At 70.6% G+C, this 14,043-nt stretch carries 14 protein-coding genes and 1 tRNA gene; 6 read left to right on the top strand and 9 right to left on the bottom strand.

Going from position 1 to position 14,043, the window contains the following annotated elements:
• The 6 genes from H0X00_RS13665 to H0X00_RS13690 form a co-directional block, all read right to left on the bottom strand.
• A partial coding sequence (locus H0X00_RS13665; RefSeq protein WP_293771849.1) for a protein kinase occupies positions 1–920 on the bottom strand: 920 nt, incomplete at its 3' end.
• A 7-nt stretch (positions 921–927) separates the two neighbouring features.
• Entirely contained in the window at positions 928–2,385 is a 1,458-nt protein-coding gene (locus H0X00_RS13670) for a penicillin-binding protein 2 (RefSeq protein ID WP_293771852.1), read from the bottom strand.
• A gap of 70 nt (positions 2,386–2,455) precedes the next feature.
• Positions 2,456–3,868 (bottom strand): FtsW/RodA/SpoVE family cell cycle protein, encoded by a 1,413-nt coding sequence (locus H0X00_RS13675; RefSeq protein ID WP_293771855.1) that lies wholly within the window; start codon positions 3,866–3,868, stop codon positions 2,456–2,458.
• A complete protein-coding gene (locus H0X00_RS13680; RefSeq protein WP_293771857.1) occupies positions 3,865–5,361 on the bottom strand; it encodes a protein phosphatase 2C domain-containing protein in 1,497 nt (498 codons plus the stop codon). The genes H0X00_RS13675 and H0X00_RS13680 overlap by 4 nt, the downstream gene beginning before the upstream one ends.
• On the bottom strand, positions 5,358–5,834 hold the full coding sequence (locus tag H0X00_RS13685; RefSeq protein WP_293771859.1) for an FHA domain-containing protein: 477 nt from the start codon (positions 5,832–5,834) through the stop codon (positions 5,358–5,360). Before H0X00_RS13685 ends, H0X00_RS13680 begins: the two co-directional genes overlap by 4 nt.
• Positions 5,835–5,843: 9 nt before the next feature.
• Positions 5,844–6,632 (bottom strand): DUF3662 and FHA domain-containing protein, encoded by a 789-nt coding sequence (locus H0X00_RS13690; protein ID WP_293771862.1) that lies wholly within the window; start codon positions 6,630–6,632, stop codon positions 5,844–5,846.
• 189 nt (positions 6,633–6,821) lie between these two features.
• Here H0X00_RS13690 and H0X00_RS13695 point away from each other — a divergent pair.
• The 3 genes from H0X00_RS13695 to H0X00_RS13705 all read left to right on the top strand — a co-directional run bounded on the left by H0X00_RS13695 (position 6,822) and on the right by H0X00_RS13705 (position 8,771).
• Positions 6,822–6,904: transfer RNA gene (locus H0X00_RS13695), tRNA-Leu, on the top strand.
• 190 nt (positions 6,905–7,094) lie between these two features.
• Positions 7,095–8,087 (top strand): hypothetical protein, encoded by a 993-nt coding sequence (locus H0X00_RS13700; protein ID WP_293771865.1) that lies wholly within the window; start codon positions 7,095–7,097, stop codon positions 8,085–8,087.
• A 159-nt stretch (positions 8,088–8,246) separates the two neighbouring features.
• The gene (locus H0X00_RS13705; protein WP_293771867.1) at positions 8,247–8,771 is read left to right on the top strand and encodes a hypothetical protein; all 525 of its coding nucleotides are present in this window, start codon (positions 8,247–8,249) and stop codon (positions 8,769–8,771) included.
• Positions 8,772–8,811: 40 nt separating this feature from the next.
• Here H0X00_RS13705 and H0X00_RS13710 read toward each other — a convergent pair whose 3' ends face one another.
• Complete coding sequence (locus H0X00_RS13710) at positions 8,812–9,102, bottom strand: hypothetical protein (protein WP_293771869.1); 291 nt, start codon at positions 9,100–9,102, stop codon at positions 8,812–8,814.
• A gap of 159 nt (positions 9,103–9,261) precedes the next feature.
• Here H0X00_RS13710 and H0X00_RS13715 point away from each other — a divergent pair, with 159 nt between their 5' ends.
• Positions 9,262–10,152: a DNA-formamidopyrimidine glycosylase family protein gene (locus H0X00_RS13715; protein ID WP_293771871.1), complete on the top strand. Its 891-nt coding sequence runs from the start codon at positions 9,262–9,264 to the stop codon at positions 10,150–10,152.
• A gap of 79 nt (positions 10,153–10,231) precedes the next feature.
• On the opposite strand, the gene H0X00_RS13720 is transcribed toward H0X00_RS13715, so the two are convergent.
• Both H0X00_RS13720 and H0X00_RS13725 read right to left on the bottom strand, forming a co-directional pair.
• The gene (locus H0X00_RS13720; protein ID WP_293771874.1) at positions 10,232–12,085 is read right to left on the bottom strand and encodes a S8 family serine peptidase; all 1,854 of its coding nucleotides are present in this window, start codon (positions 12,083–12,085) and stop codon (positions 10,232–10,234) included.
• Between the two features lie 521 nt (positions 12,086–12,606).
• A complete protein-coding gene (locus tag H0X00_RS13725; protein ID WP_293771876.1) occupies positions 12,607–13,092 on the bottom strand; it encodes an SSI family serine proteinase inhibitor in 486 nt (161 codons plus the stop codon).
• A gap of 148 nt (positions 13,093–13,240) precedes the next feature.
• On the opposite strand from H0X00_RS13725, the gene H0X00_RS13730 reads away from it, so the two are divergent.
• Both H0X00_RS13730 and H0X00_RS13735 read left to right on the top strand, forming a co-directional pair.
• The gene (locus H0X00_RS13730) at positions 13,241–13,570 is read left to right on the top strand and encodes a rhodanese-like domain-containing protein (protein WP_293771879.1); all 330 of its coding nucleotides are present in this window, start codon (positions 13,241–13,243) and stop codon (positions 13,568–13,570) included.
• Between the two features lie 141 nt (positions 13,571–13,711).
• Positions 13,712–14,043, top strand: a 332-nt coding sequence (locus H0X00_RS13735) for an AAA family ATPase (protein ID WP_293771881.1), incomplete at its 3' end; no start/stop codon positions are given.

Genomic DNA, 14,043 nt, shown 5'->3' on the forward strand with positions numbered 1-14,043 from the left:
GCGGCGACCCGCACGCTGGTCGGGTCGGCGGCCGGGCCGAGGGTCTCGGCGACCACTTCCGGCGTCTTCGGGTTGGCGAGGTCGATGCGCAGCGCGAGCAGCTGCTGGGCCAGGCCGGCCGCACTGGCCGGGCGGTCGGCGGCCTCCTTGGCCAGGATCCGGTTCACCATCGCATTCACCGCGGCCGGCATGCCCGCGATCGGCGGCGGCTGGTTGTGCAGGTGCGCCATCGCCACCGCGAGCGGGTTGTCCCCGCTGAAGGGCCGGTGCCCGGCCAGGCACTCGTAGAGCACCACGCCGAGGGCGTACACATCGCTGGGCGGCCCCGCCCCGGACTTGGTCGAGATCAACTCCGGGGCGAGGTAGTGCGCGGTGCCCATGACGGTGCCGCTGCGGGTCAGGGGCAGGGAGTCACCGGCCCGGGCGATGCCGAAGTCGGTGACCTTCACCGTCCAGGACGGCGTGATCAGCAGGTTGGCCGGCTTGATGTCGCGGTGGATGACCCCGGCGACGTGCGCGACCTGCAGCGCCTGCGCGGCCTGCGCCACCAGTTCCAGCGCGCGGTCGATGTCGAGCGCCCCGTCGCGTTCGATGATGTGCGAGAGCGGCTCGCCCGGCACCAACTCCATGACGATGAACGGGACGGACGCCCCGCCGGCCGGAGCCTGCCCGAAGTCGTAGACCTGCGCGATGCCGGTGTGCACCAGGGCGGCGGTGTTGCGGGCCTCGCTCCGGAACCGTTCGAGAAAGATCTCCTCGTCGGCGTACTCCGGGCGCAGGACCTTCACCGCGACCTGGCGGTTGAGCACCTCGTCCGTGCCGCGCCAGACCTCGCCCATGCCGCCCCGGGCGATCCGCTCGTCCAGGCGGTAGCGGCCGCCCAGCATGGGGCGGCTGTTGGGTTGGGTCTCGCCACTCATCAGGTCATCACCGGCCGAGGATCGCCTCCATGACCGCGCGGGCGATCGGGGCGGCCAGCAGGTTGCCGCCGACCTCGATCTGCCGTTCCGAGCCTCCGTTCTCCAGCACGACCGCGATCGCGATCTTCGGGTCGTCGGCGGGAGCGAAGCAGACGAACCAGGCGTGCGGGTTCTTGCCCACGCCGACCTGGGCGGTGCCGGTCTTGCCGGCCACGTCGATGCCGTCGATCTGCGCGTTGGTGGCGGTGCCGTTGTCGACCACCGAGATCATGATCGCGGTCAGGTCGGCGGCCACCTGCGGACGGATCGCGCGGCCCAGCTCCTCCGGATCGGTGCGGGAGAGCACGTCCAGGTCTGGGGCGCGGACCTCCTCGACCAGGTAGGGCTTCATCACGACGCCCTGGTTGGCGATGCCGGCGACCACCATCGCCATCTCCAGGGGCGTGGCCCGCACGTCGAACTGGCCGATCGCGGACTGTGCGGTCTGAGGCTCATTCAGATCGGAGGGGAAGATGCTCGCGACCACCGGCAGCGGCACCTCGAAGCGCTCGCCGAACCCGAACGCCTCGGCCTGCTTGCGCAGCACCTCGTCGCCGAGGTCCATCCCGATCGCGCCGAAGGTGGTGTTGCAGGACTTCTCCAGCGCCCGTTTGATCGTCGTGGTCTGGCTGTTCGGGGAGCAGGTGCCGTTGAAGTAGTTCGGCAGGTCCACGTTGGTCAGCGGCAGGTCGAGGCGGGCCGGGCCGGGCACCGCCCCGGCCGGGGTGTACCGGCCGGAGGACAGCGCCGCCGCCGCGGTCACGAGCTTGAAGGTCGAGCCCGGCGGATAGGTCTGGTTGAATGCCCGGTTCAGCAGCGGCATCTGGTCGTCCTCGGTGTACCGCTGCCAGGCGTTGGTCACCTTGGTGCCGCTGTGGTCGGCCAGCTCGTTGGGGTCGAAGGACGGCGTGGACACCATCGCGAGGATCCGGCCGGTGGCCGGCTCGAGGGCCACCACCGCGCCCCGGCGTCCGGCCAGGCCCTTGTAGGCGGCCTCCTGCGCGGCCGCGTTCAGCGTCAGCTTCACCGTGCCGCCCTGGGTGGACTCCCGGGTCAGCAGATCGACGATCCGGCGCACGAACAGCCGGTCGTCGTTGCCGGACAGGATGCTGTCCTCGGAGCGTTCGATGCCGGACCGGCCGTAGATGTGCGAGTAATAGCCGGTGGCGAAGGCGTAGAGCTTGCCGTCGGCGTAGATCCGCAGGTACTTCAGCTTGTCCCCGGTCTCCCGGGAGAACGCGATCGGGTCACTGGCCACCAGGATCGCGCCGCGCTCGCGGTCGTACTGCTCGAGCAGGACCCGCGCGTTCTTCGGGTCGTCGCGGTACTCGTCGGCCTTGATGACCTGGATGAAGTTGAGGTTGAGCAGCAGCAGGACCATCAGCAGACCGCAGGCGGCCGCCACTCTGCGCAGAGGACGGTTCACTGCGTCACCGCCACGGACTTCGTCCTCGCGGGGCCGCGTTCAATGCTCGTTCTGAGCTCGCTTCGCTCGCTCATGGGCGCACCACCAGGGTCTCGGCATCGGTCGTCGGAGCGGGGGGCGGCGCGGGGCGGCGCGCGGCGTCACTGACCCGCAGGAGCAGCGCGACCAGGGCCCAGTTCGCCACCAGGGAGGAACCGCCGTAGGACAGGAACGGCGTGGTGAGACCGGTCAGCGGGATCAACCGGGTGACGCCGCCGACGACCACGAACACCTGCAGGGCGAGGATCACCGCGAGGCCGGCCGCGAGCAGCTTTCCGAATGAGTCGCGCGCCGCGAGGGCCGCCCGCAGGCCCCGGTGCACGATCACTCCGTACAGCACGATGATCGCCATCAGCCCGGTCAGGCCGAGCTCCTCGCCGCCGGTGGCGAGGATGAAGTCGGTGTTCGCGTAGGGAACGATGTTCGGCCGGCCCTGACCCAGTCCGGTGCCGAGGATCCCGCCGGTGGAGAACCCGAACAGCCCCTGCACCAGTTGATAGGAGGCATCGGTGACGTATTCCGGCTTGAACGGGTGCAGCCAGATCTCCACCCGCCGGTGCACGTGCCCGAAGTTCTGGTAGGCGAAGTAGGCGCCGGAGACGAACATGATGAAGCCGAAGAACAGCCACGACGTGCGTTCGGTCGCGACGTAGAGCAGCACCACGAAGACGCCGAAGAACAGCAGCGAGCTGCCCAGGTCGCGCTCGGCGATGAGGACGGCGAGGCTGGCCAGCCAGGCCAGGACGATCGGGCCCAGGTCGCGGCCGCGGGGCAGGTCGATGCCGAGCACCCGGCGGCTGGCCAGCGCGAGCACGTCGCGCTTGACGACGAGGTAGCCGGCGAAGAAGACGATCAGCAGCAGCTTCGCGAACTCGCCGGGCTGGATCGAGAAGCCCGAGAACCGGACCCAGATCCGCGCCCCGTTGACCTGGGAGTACTGCGCCGGCAGCAGCGCGGGGATCGCGAGCAGGATCAGCCCGGCCGCGCCGGCGGTGTAGGTGTAGCGCTGCAGCAGGCGATGGTCGCGGATCACCACGAGGACGGCGACGAAGAGCAGGATGCCGATCGCGGCCCAGATCAACTGGATGCCGGAGTCCCCGCGCGGGGCCAGCGGCCCGAAGGAGCGCTCGGACGGGCTCTTGTCGTCCAGGTCGAGCCGGTAGATCAGCGCGAGGCCTAGGCCCTGCAGCAGCATGACCGCCGGCAGCACGATCGGGTCGGCGTAGCGAGCGAACTGACGCACAGCCAGATGTGCGACGAGGCTGTAGGCGCCGAGCGTGACGGCATAACCCACCAGGCCGGGCGGCCACTCATTGGTGACCCCGTACCCGGCGTTGGCGTAGGCGGCGACCGACAGGCCCCAGGCGAAGATCAGCAGGAAGAGTTCGGTCATCCGGCGGCTGTTGACCGAGGCGCTCGCGACCGAGGGCGCCGAGCTGCTCATCCCGCCGTCGCCCCCTCGGTCGTGGTCGCGGTGGCGCTCGGCGACTGGGTCGGATCCGCGGTCGGGGTCACGTCCGGGGTCGGGCCAGGCGCCAGCGCCTCGCCGCAGGCGTTGGTGACCGGCTCACCGATCTCCGGCGGGATCGGGGCCTGCGGGCTCGGCGCGCCGGATGGGTCCGCGGACGCCGACGCGGTCGCGGTCGGGCTCGGGGTCGGCTCGTCGGCCCCGGATCCCGCGCCGCTGGTCGGCTTCGGGGACGCGGTGGCCTCGGCCTTCTTCTCCTCGGCCTTCTTCTCCTCCGCGGCCGCCGTCGCGCGGGCGTCCTGGCACGCCGTGGCCAGGGCTCGCAGGCGGTCCACGACCTTGTGCGCGTCGCCGAGGCTGTCGGCGAAGATCGTGTCCTCGACCTCCTGCCGGTCGTACGGCGGCAGGTCACCCAACTCGATGTCCTGGTGCTCGTAGGTGTCCGACAGGGACAGCCCGATGATCTTCTGGGACAGGCCCTTGTAGATCGCCACCCGGCCCGTGTCGGCGCCGACGTAGTACTGCCGCTGAGACCAGGCGTACCCGGCCCAGCCACCGGCGATCAGCGCGATCACGATGCCCGCGATCAGAAACCGGACCCAGAGGGTTCCGAACCACCGGCCGGAGCCGTTTGCCTTCTCGAGGTCCGGCAGCGCGGAGAGATCGATCTCGTTGGTCGAGCCCATCGAGGCGGGCTTGTGCCGGCCGGCCGCGGCGCCGACCACGATCGGTTGGTCCGAGGTGTTGGCGTCGACCTCGACCACGTCGGCGACGATGCAGGTGATGTTGTCCGGCCCGCCTCCGCGCAGAGCCAGCTGGATGAGGGTGTCCGCCGCCTCGTCCAGCGTGGTTCCGGTCATCGCGCCCTGCAGTTCGGGGTCCGGCACCACGCCGGACAGGCCGTCGCTGCAGAGCAGGTAGCGGTCGCCGAGGTGGACCTCGCGCACCGACAGGTCCGGTTCCGGGTTGCTCCGGCCGTCCAGGGCGCGCAACAACAGGGAACGCTGCGGGTGCACGGCCGCCTCGGCGGCGGTGATCCGGCCTTCGTCCTGCAGTTGCTGGACGAAGGTGTGATCGTGGGTGATCTGGAGCAGCACCCCGTCGCGCAGCAGATAGGCACGCGAGTCGCCGACGTGCACCAGGCCGAGCCGCCGGCCCGACCACAGCATCGCGGTCAGCGTGGTGCCCATGCCGTCGAGCTGCGGGTGCTTCTCGACCATGTCGTTGATGGCGTCGTTGGCCTGGCCGACCGCGGTGGCGAGCGCGTCGAGCAGTTCCGTGCTCGGGACGTCGTCCTCCAGGGTGGCCAGCGTGGCCAGCGCGACCGAGCTGGCCACCTCGCCGGCGGCGTGCCCGCCCATCCCGTCGGCGACCGCGAGCAACGAAGGCCCGGCGTAGCCGGAGTCCTCGTTGCCGTCGCGGATCAGGCCCACGTCGGAGCGGGCTACGTAGCGCAGGGAGAGCGTCATTTGCGCAGCTCGAAGGCGGTCTTGCCGATCCGGATAGGCACCCCGAGCGCGACCGCCATGGGCTGTTCCACGCGCGACCGGTCCAGGTAGGTGCCGTTCGTCGAGCCGAGGTCCTCGACCATCCACTCCCCGTTGCTCGGGTACAGCCGCGCGTGCCGGTTGGACGCGTAGTCGTCGTCCAGCACGATCGTCGAGTCCGGCGCCCGCCCGAGCGTCACCTGAGCTTCCGTCAGCGCGACGGTGGTCCCGGTCAGCGTCCCCGCGGTGACCACCAGCTTCGAGGGCGCGTTGCGCTTGCTCGGCTTGATCTTCACCGGCTTGGCGGGGCGCGGAGCGGGCACCGGGGCCGGCCGGACCCCGGCGGTCCGGGTGCCGAACAGGTCCGAGCGCATCACGGAGATGGCGGTCAGCACGAACAGCCAGAGCACAGCCAGGAACCCCAGCCGGATGACAGTGATGGTGAGCTCGGACATGGGTGAGGCTTACCCCGCCGGCAATCGAAACACCAGGACAGTGTCGCCCAGGCCGATTCGCGCGCCGTCGACGAGTTCGGCCCGCCCGACCGGGTCGCCGTTAAGCAAGGTCCCGTTGGTCGAGCCGAGGTCGACCAGCATCGGGGCGTCGCCCAGCTGGATCTCGGCATGCCGGCGGGAGACTCCGGCGTCGTCCACGCGCAGGTCGACCTGGGTGCCGCGGCCCAGCACGGTGACCGGGCGGGTCAGCGGGTGCCGCTCGCCGTTCACCTCGAGGTAGGGCACCACCGCGCGGGCGAGGGCGATCTTCTCCGTCTTGGCGGCGTGATGGACCGGCCTGGGCACGGCCGCGGGTGCCGGTGCACGCGTGGGAACGGCGGGGCCGGCCGGTCGAGGTTGGGACTGCAGCGGCGGGACGGCCTTGACGCTGGCCACCACGGAGCTGCGGACGCGGTGCACGCCGATGTCGAGGTCCAGATCCTCTTCGAAGATCACCTGGACCTCCCCGCGTAGCTGGTAGTTCTGCTCGGCTGAGTGGTCGCGGACGACCTCGGCCAACTCCTCGGACAGCGTCCTGGCGTAGACCGAGAGGCGGTCGTAGTCGTGCCTGGAGAGCTCGACGACGAAGTGATTGGGAACGAGCGTGTTGTTCTTGCCGACGATCGCAGCCCGGTCGTCGAGCTCACGCTGGAGCGCGCTGGCGATCTCTACGGGCTGCACGTCGGCCTTGAACGCCTTCGCGAATGCCCCGCTCACCAGTCCTTCGAGACGGCGCTCGAAGCGCTGGAGAACTCCCACGTCCACCTCCTGGCGGAGACCTGCCCGGCAAGGTGGAGACGCGGCCGGGAGTGCGTTGTCCGGCCACCCCGGTACGGGAGGTCGGATAGGCGACTGTGCAGGAACAGATGCTATCCGTGTGCACGCCGCCAACCGCGACATCGGGCGCTCGGCGCCGGTCGTGCTGGTGTTAGCCTTCTCCCCGCACTCGCGCGAGTGGCGGAATGGCAGACGCGCTGGATTCAGGTTCCAGTGGCCGAAAGGTCGTGGGGGTTCAACTCCCCCCTCGCGCACACAGGGAAGCCCTTGACCTGTGAAGGTCGGGGGCTTCTTCATGTCTGGGGTCGCGTTCGGCGCGAATTGCGCCCTGCCGTCTCAGGAAACGTCCGGACGGGTGGTCTTATGGGGTTTCTCAGCTTAAAGTTCCGCTATGAGGGCAGTTCCAGCCCCATGGCAGTCCCGGCCCCACGGCACGGAGGTCTTATGCGCTCGCGGCTAGCGATCCCAGCGCTGGTTGCGACGCTGTTGGCCCCGGTGGCCGTAGCGCCGACCCCGGCTTCGTCCGCGCCGGAGAGCCCGAGCCGGGCCTCGGCGGACATCCTCGGCTACATCATCTACACGCACTCCCAGTACAGCCGCAGGGCCGGCAGCGCCAGCGGGTACTCGGGCCCGGGTGACCTGCGGGTGATCTCCCCGGACGGCAGCGGCGAAGCGCAGCTCACGATCGGCCCGGCCAACGACTTCGAGCCCGCCTTCTCGCCGGACTCCTTCCAGGTCGCGTTCTCCAGCGACCGGGCCAACCGTAAGGCCGGAATCACCGACCTCTACGTGGTCAAGGTCGACGGCAGCGGACTTCGCCGGTTGACCCACGGCGCCGACACCGGCGCGGTGGCCTGGTCGCCCGACGGCTCGCGTCTGGTCGTGGACGACCGCAAGGGCCTTCTGGTTGTGCCCGCGGCCGGTGGCCGGGCCGAGCGTGGCCTCAAGAGCCCGAAGAACCGGGTCGACCACTCGCCGACCTGGACCGCGGACGGCACCCACTTCCTGTTCACCCGGGCCGTTCTGCAGAAGGGCCGCGTCGTCAGCGAGTCCATCTGGAGCGCGGCCGCGGACGGTACGGACGCACACCGTCTGGTCGGTGGCAAGGGCAAGATGCTCTTCAGCGCGCAGCCGACGGTCTCCCCGGACGGCAACATCATCGCCTGGGTGGTCAGCACCAACCGGGGCTCCGCCATCTACATGGCGGACCTGTACTTCGGCACCCTCGGCAATGTCAGCAAGTTCGTCGAGGTCAAGGGTCGCTGGTTCGAAGGGCCCACCTTCGCCCCCGACGGCAGCGCGTTGGCGGTCACCCGCAGCTACCGCTCCGCCGCCCGCGGCTCCGAGCTGCTGGCCTACGACCTGCCCGGCGGCGAGTTCAGCCGGATCCTCTCCGTGAGCCGCGGCACGTTCTCCGCGCCCAGTTGGTCGAACTGATCATCTGACGGCGAGCGCTCGCGCTCGTCCCGTCGCGCGACCGTCGACCGACCGCGGGGTACCGCTCGGCGAGACTGCGTTGCTTTCGGCCGTTCGTTGGCAAAGCCTGTCCTCCGGCAGCACGCGTGCTCCGATCACCTGCCGAGAGGAACCACCCCCATGCAGATCCACTTCGCCGCGATCCCTGTAGCGCTGGCCCTGGTGCTGGCCGGCTGCGGGGGCGATGACGACGACGACAGCGCATCCGAGACCCCGCAGATCTCCGACGGTTCGTTCACCGGCGACTTCGCCAAGATCTCGACGGCGCCCAAGGGCACCAAGAAGATCGGCGGCACGGCGGAGATGGTGCTGTCGGCGGCCGGCACTGAGGTGACGATCGCCGCGTCCGGGCTGAACCCTAAGGCGGTTTACGTCGCGCATGTGCACGCGGACTCGTGCTCGGCGGCCGACCCCGGCGGCGCGCACTTCAAGTACACCCCTGATGGCGGGGACCTGCCGCCGAACGAGTTGCACCTGCCGGTCAGCGTCAACGCCAAGGGCAAGGGCAGCGGGCAGACCACGAACCCGGTCAAGGCTGGGCCGGGGGGCAAGTCCGTGGTGATCCACCTCAAGCGCCCCGCCGGAGCGAAGCAGGACGAGGTCAAGCCGCCGAAGGTCGCCTGCGCGGACCTCGCGGCCTCGTAAAGCGCGCCGGTCGCCCGGCTGACCGTCCCCCTGGGGGCGGTCAGCCGACGGCGACCTGCTCGAAGATGTTCACGCCCACGACGTTCCAGGCGCGGTCGCCCTGGTCGTCCATCGCCTTACGCGGGCCGGCGATCGCGGCGGTCTGAGCCGCGTCGGCCGAGTCGAAGCGGACGACCCCGATCGCGTGGCGCTGGTCCTCGGCGACCAGCCAACGGCCACCGATGTACCCGGGCCGGGCTGCTGCCCGACGCTTGGCGTCCTCCTCGAGGTGACGACGGACCTCTTCGATCCGGTCCGGATCCGTCGCCATGCGCACGACCATGATGTGCATTGCGTCCTCCCCCGCTGCCCTCGTCGATGAGAGCGCGCTTGCGCCAGGTTAGGGACGCGTACCCCGGCCTGCGCGGCCAACGGCCGAACCGGTTAACGGTCGGGTGACCGAATGCCCTGATCCGGGTAAGCGCGCCCGATTTCTTGCAGACTGGGTTCCGTGCCTGAGCTGCCCGAGGTCGAGTCGCTGCGCCGTCTGCTCACCGAGCAGGCCGTCGGTCGGGCGGTGGTCCGGGTCGACGTTGCGTCGCTGAGCGTGCTCAAGACCTACGACCCACCGGTCAGTGCGCTGCACGGCATGTTCGTCACCGGCGTCGCACGGCACGGCAAGTTCCTCGACGTCGAGGTCGGCGGCGAGCTGCACCTGATCACCCACCTGGCCCGGGCCGGCTGGCTTCAGTGGCGCGACAACCTGACCGCCGTTCCGCCCAAACCGGGCAAGGGCCCGCTCGGGCTCCGGGTGCACCTGGGCGAGAGGGACGATGACCCGCCCGGCGCCACCTTCGGGTTCGACCTGACCGAGGCGGGGACGAAGAAGTCGCTGGCGGTCTACTGCGTGCGCGACCCGATGCTGGTGCCCGGCATCGCCCGGCTCGGCCCGGACCCGCTCGCGGAGGACTTCACCGCGGAGGTGCTGGGCTCCGTGCTGGCCTCTGCCGGCCGGGCCCAGATCAAGGGGGTGCTGCGCGACCAGTCGGTGATCGGCGGGATCGGCAATGCCTACTCCGACGAGGTGTTGCACGCCGCGAAGCTGTCGCCGTTCAAGCCCGCCAACACCCTCGACGACCAGGGCGTGGCCGCGCTGCACGCGGTGATCCGGGAGACCCTCGCCGACGCGATCGCCCGCTCGGACGGCTTGGAGACCAGTCAGTTGAAGCGGGAGAAGAAGGCGGGTCTGCGGGTGCACGCGCGCACCGGCCAGCCCTGCCCGGTCTGCGGGGACACCGTGCGCGAGGTCTCCTTCGCCGACTCCTCGTTGCAGTACTGCGCCACCTGTCAGACCGGCGGCAAGCCCCTCGCCGATCGCCGGATGTCCCGGCTGCTCAAGTAGCGCCTCAGGTGCAAGATCTGCTGCGCGGCGCGCCTTCGGAGGCCGGGCGGAAGGGCGCGCCGCGCGACAGAAGTTGGGGTCAGCGGACGCGGATGGTCACGACCTGGCTGGTGCCGTGGGACAGGGCGCCGGTGCCCGGGGCGAAGATCCGCAGCGCATAGGTCTGACGCTTCGTCAGCTTCACCTTGAACGTCGCGTTGCCGTTCTTGCCGGTGCGGGCCGCGTCGACCGTCTTCCAGGACTTGGCGCCGCGCACCTGCAGTTGGAGTTTGATGCCGGCCGTTCCGGGGTCGGTCACACCCTTGACCACGTACTTGCCGGGGCTGCCCGCGCTGCGCGAGGCGCTGGCGCGGACGGACGTGCCGACCTTCACGGTGACCGCAGGGCTGGAGCTGGCGAGGTAGTTGGCGTCGCCGGCGAAGGTCGCGGTGAAGGCCATCGTGCGGGTCGGGCGCAGCCGCGCCGAGTACGAGCCGTCGGCCGCCGTGGTGACGTTGGTGACGGGGTTCCCTCCGGTGCGGAAGGTGACGGTGCGACCGGCGACGCCCGCGCCGGTGGTGCCGTCGGTGAGCGTGCCGCGCAGCGTGACGGCGGAGCCGAAATTGATCTTCGAGGCCCCCGCGTACAGGCTCATCCGGGAGACGCCGGCCTGCTCGGCCGGGACCGGCTCGGCCCCGGGTGGGGCCTCGGTCGCGAGCACGGTGTGGAGCAGGCGGTTGGCGGTGCCGAGCAGGCTGGTCAGCACGCCGAGGACGGAGTGGTTCAGCAGGGCGGCGCTGACCTGGCCCGGGGTCGCGGTCGGTGCGCCCTGCAGGTACAGCGCGACCGCCCCGGCGACGTGCGGGGAGGCCATCGACGTGCCGGAGTAGGTCGCGCTCGCGCTGTCCCCCGTGTTGATGGCGGACACGATCCGGTCGCCGGGCGCGAAGAGATCGACGCAGGACCCGTAGTTGGAGAAGTCCGCGCGGGCATCGGTCTTGGTGCTCGCGCCGACGGTGAGGGCGGCCGGCACCCGCGCCGGGGATTCTCCGCACGCGTTGGCATTGTCGTTCCCGGCCGCCACCACGACGTTCACGCCGGCCTCGATCGCGCGGTTCACCGCCGCGTCCAGCGAGGTGGACGGCGACCCCCCGAGGCTGAGGTTGGCCACGGCCGGTCGGCCGTTGGCCTGCTTCTGGGCGAAGACCCAATCCAGGCCGGCGATGATCCCGGAGGTGCTGCCGACGCCGTCGCAGCCCATCACCCGGACCGGTACCAGCGTGACCTGCTTGGCCACGCCGTACTTCGTCCCGCCGATCGTGCCGGCGACGTGCGTGCCGTGCCCGGCGCAGTCGTTCGTGCCGCGGCCGTCGTTGATCGCGGTGTAGCCGGCCGCGACCCGGCCGGCGAAGTCGGTGTGGGAGGCGCGGATGCCGGTGTCCAGGACGTAGGCGTCGACCCCGGACCCGGTGGCCCCGTAGCTGTAGGACCCGCTGAGCGGGAGCGCGTTCTGATCGATGCGGTCCAGGCCCCAGCTCGGCGCGGGATTCTGGGTCGCCGAGGTGTGCACCTCGTAGTCCGGCTCGACCGAGACCACGTGCGGGTCGTTGCGCAGCCGGGCGGCCGCGTCGTCGGACATGTGGGCGGCGAAGCCGCGCATCGCCTTGGAGAAGGTGACGCCGAGGGCGGCCCCGAGGTCGCTCGCCCGGTTGCGGGCCGCGTTCACCTCGCTGGTGCCCTCGTCGGTGATGACGATCCACTGGCCCGGAATCTGCTTGGCCGCACCGGTGCCCGGAGCCTGGACGGGAGCCTGGACCGGGGTCGGGAAGCCGGCCGCGAGCGCGGCTGGAGGCGTCAGCGTGGTCAGGCCGAAGGCGGTGATTCCGACGGCGAGGACCAGCGCGATGCGGGCCGGGCGACAACGACGCGAGGGCGTCGGGAAGGACTCAGACACAGGCACCACCGAGGGAGGTCGGGACTAAGGTCCCCTTCGGCAGTCAAAGGCCCCGACGTGAGCAAGTGGTCCTTGATCATCCGTCGCGACCCGGTCAACAAGGACACCCGGAACGGGCGCAACTCGCCCCTAACGACGCCCTCGGCGACCGCTGGATCGGCATTCATGACCACGGTGGCGGCGGGTTCGTCGGCCGCGGTGAACACGCAGAGGCCCGTGTTGACCGGGCCCGAGGTCGGTCCGGCCAGGCCCAACGTCCCCTCCGCGAGCAGCCCTTGCAGATGGGCGAAACGGGCTGGAGCCAGGCATGCCCGCAGCGTGCCGGAACCGGGCCCGGACGCGGAAGGGCGGCGCAGGCCCCGTAGACCTACGCCGCCGTCTTCCCCGATCCCCCGATCACTCCCCCGTGCACGGGACCGCCGGTCCCGCTTCGACGTGCGCCCCGGTCCAGCCCCCCACGAACCGGGTCCGGGACGCGCGCCCGAACCGGGTCCGGGACGCGCGCCGAAGTTCTGTGTGCCCTACTTCTTCACAGCAGCTGGTGCGGTCGACGGCGCCAGAACCGGCTCGATCGCGTCCCAGCGCGAGACCTCGCACCCGTTGGCGCGGGTGAACTTCGCGTCGACGCCTTCGCCGTTCCAGGTGCCCACCACGGTGGCCGTCTGCGGGCCGCCGTAGATGAAGGTGCAGATCTCGTCCGGCGCCGGCTTGGCGAACGGGTCGGAACCCTCCGCCTTGACGGCCGCCAGTCGGTCGCAGGCCTCGGCCGCGCGGGGGTGGTCCCCGCCGGTCGGGTCGCAGGTCAGCTGCATGACCACGGGCGCGGCCTTGCCGTCCGCCTTGAAGGTCACCGTCAACTTCGTGCCCGGGTCACCGGACGGGAACAGGTCCAGCGGCAGACCAGGGATCGGCCGCGGCATGGGAGCCGGCTCCGGCACCGACAGCGCGTGGGCGGCGGTCAGGGATCCGGTGAACCCGACCACCACGACGCCTGCAGCGACGAGCACGTTGACGTATCGCATAGGTCCTGAGACGCGGAGTAATCGTGTCCGGTTCCGGCGGATCCGGGCGGAAAGTTCCAAGAAAAGGCAAAGTCGCCCGGAGGCCTCGAGGGGCTCTGCAGATCGCTGCGATGAACGGCGGAAGAATGGCGGCATGCCCCCACATGTACCCGAGATCGAGGTCTCCGGGATCCCCGCCGACGCGTATTTGCTCGATGTTCGCGAGCCGGTCGAGTGGACCGCCGGACACGTCGAAGGCGCCGCGCACATCCCGATGAACGACGTCCCGGCCCGGATCGCGGAGATTCCGGAGGAAGGCGAGATCTACGTGATCTGTAAGAGCGGCGGCAGATCTGCGCAGGTCACGGCCTATCTGGGCCAGCAGGGGCGGCGCGCGTCCAACATCGCCGGCGGGATGCTCGCCTGGGCGACGTCCGGCAAGCCGATGGTCAGCGAGTCCGGCGAGAGCCCGCACGTCTACTGAGGCCGGAAATCTGACCCGTCCAGTGCAAACGCAAGACGGTTCTAGATAAAGGTGAGGTCGCCTTGAGCCGGGGGGCGACACGTCGAGCCTTCAATACGACGATCTACGGAATTCGCTAGAGACGCCCATACCGTCGAAGTCATGGATCCCGTCCGCAACCCGTACGCCCCCGGCGCGGGCCAGCGCCCGCCCGAGCTGGCCGGTCGTGACCGCGAGCTGGCCGACTTCGACGTCGTGCTCGAACGGGTCGCCCGCGGCCGCCCGGAGCGCAGCATGGTGCTCACCGGCTTGCGCGGGGTCGGCAAGACCGTGCTGCTCAACGCGATGCGGTCGGCTGCGATCGGGCGGCTGTGGGGAACCGGCAAGATCGAGGCCCGCCCGGAGCAGTCGCTGCGCCGCCCGATCGCCGGCGCCCTGCACATGGCGGTCCGCGAACTGGCCCCCCGGCACCGGGACCCGGAGCGGGTGGATGC

Origin of the sequence: Sporichthya sp. (genome assembly GCF_013815995.1) — a bacterium.
In the GTDB taxonomy this organism is placed as follows: domain Bacteria; phylum Actinomycetota; class Actinomycetes; order Sporichthyales; family Sporichthyaceae; genus Sporichthya.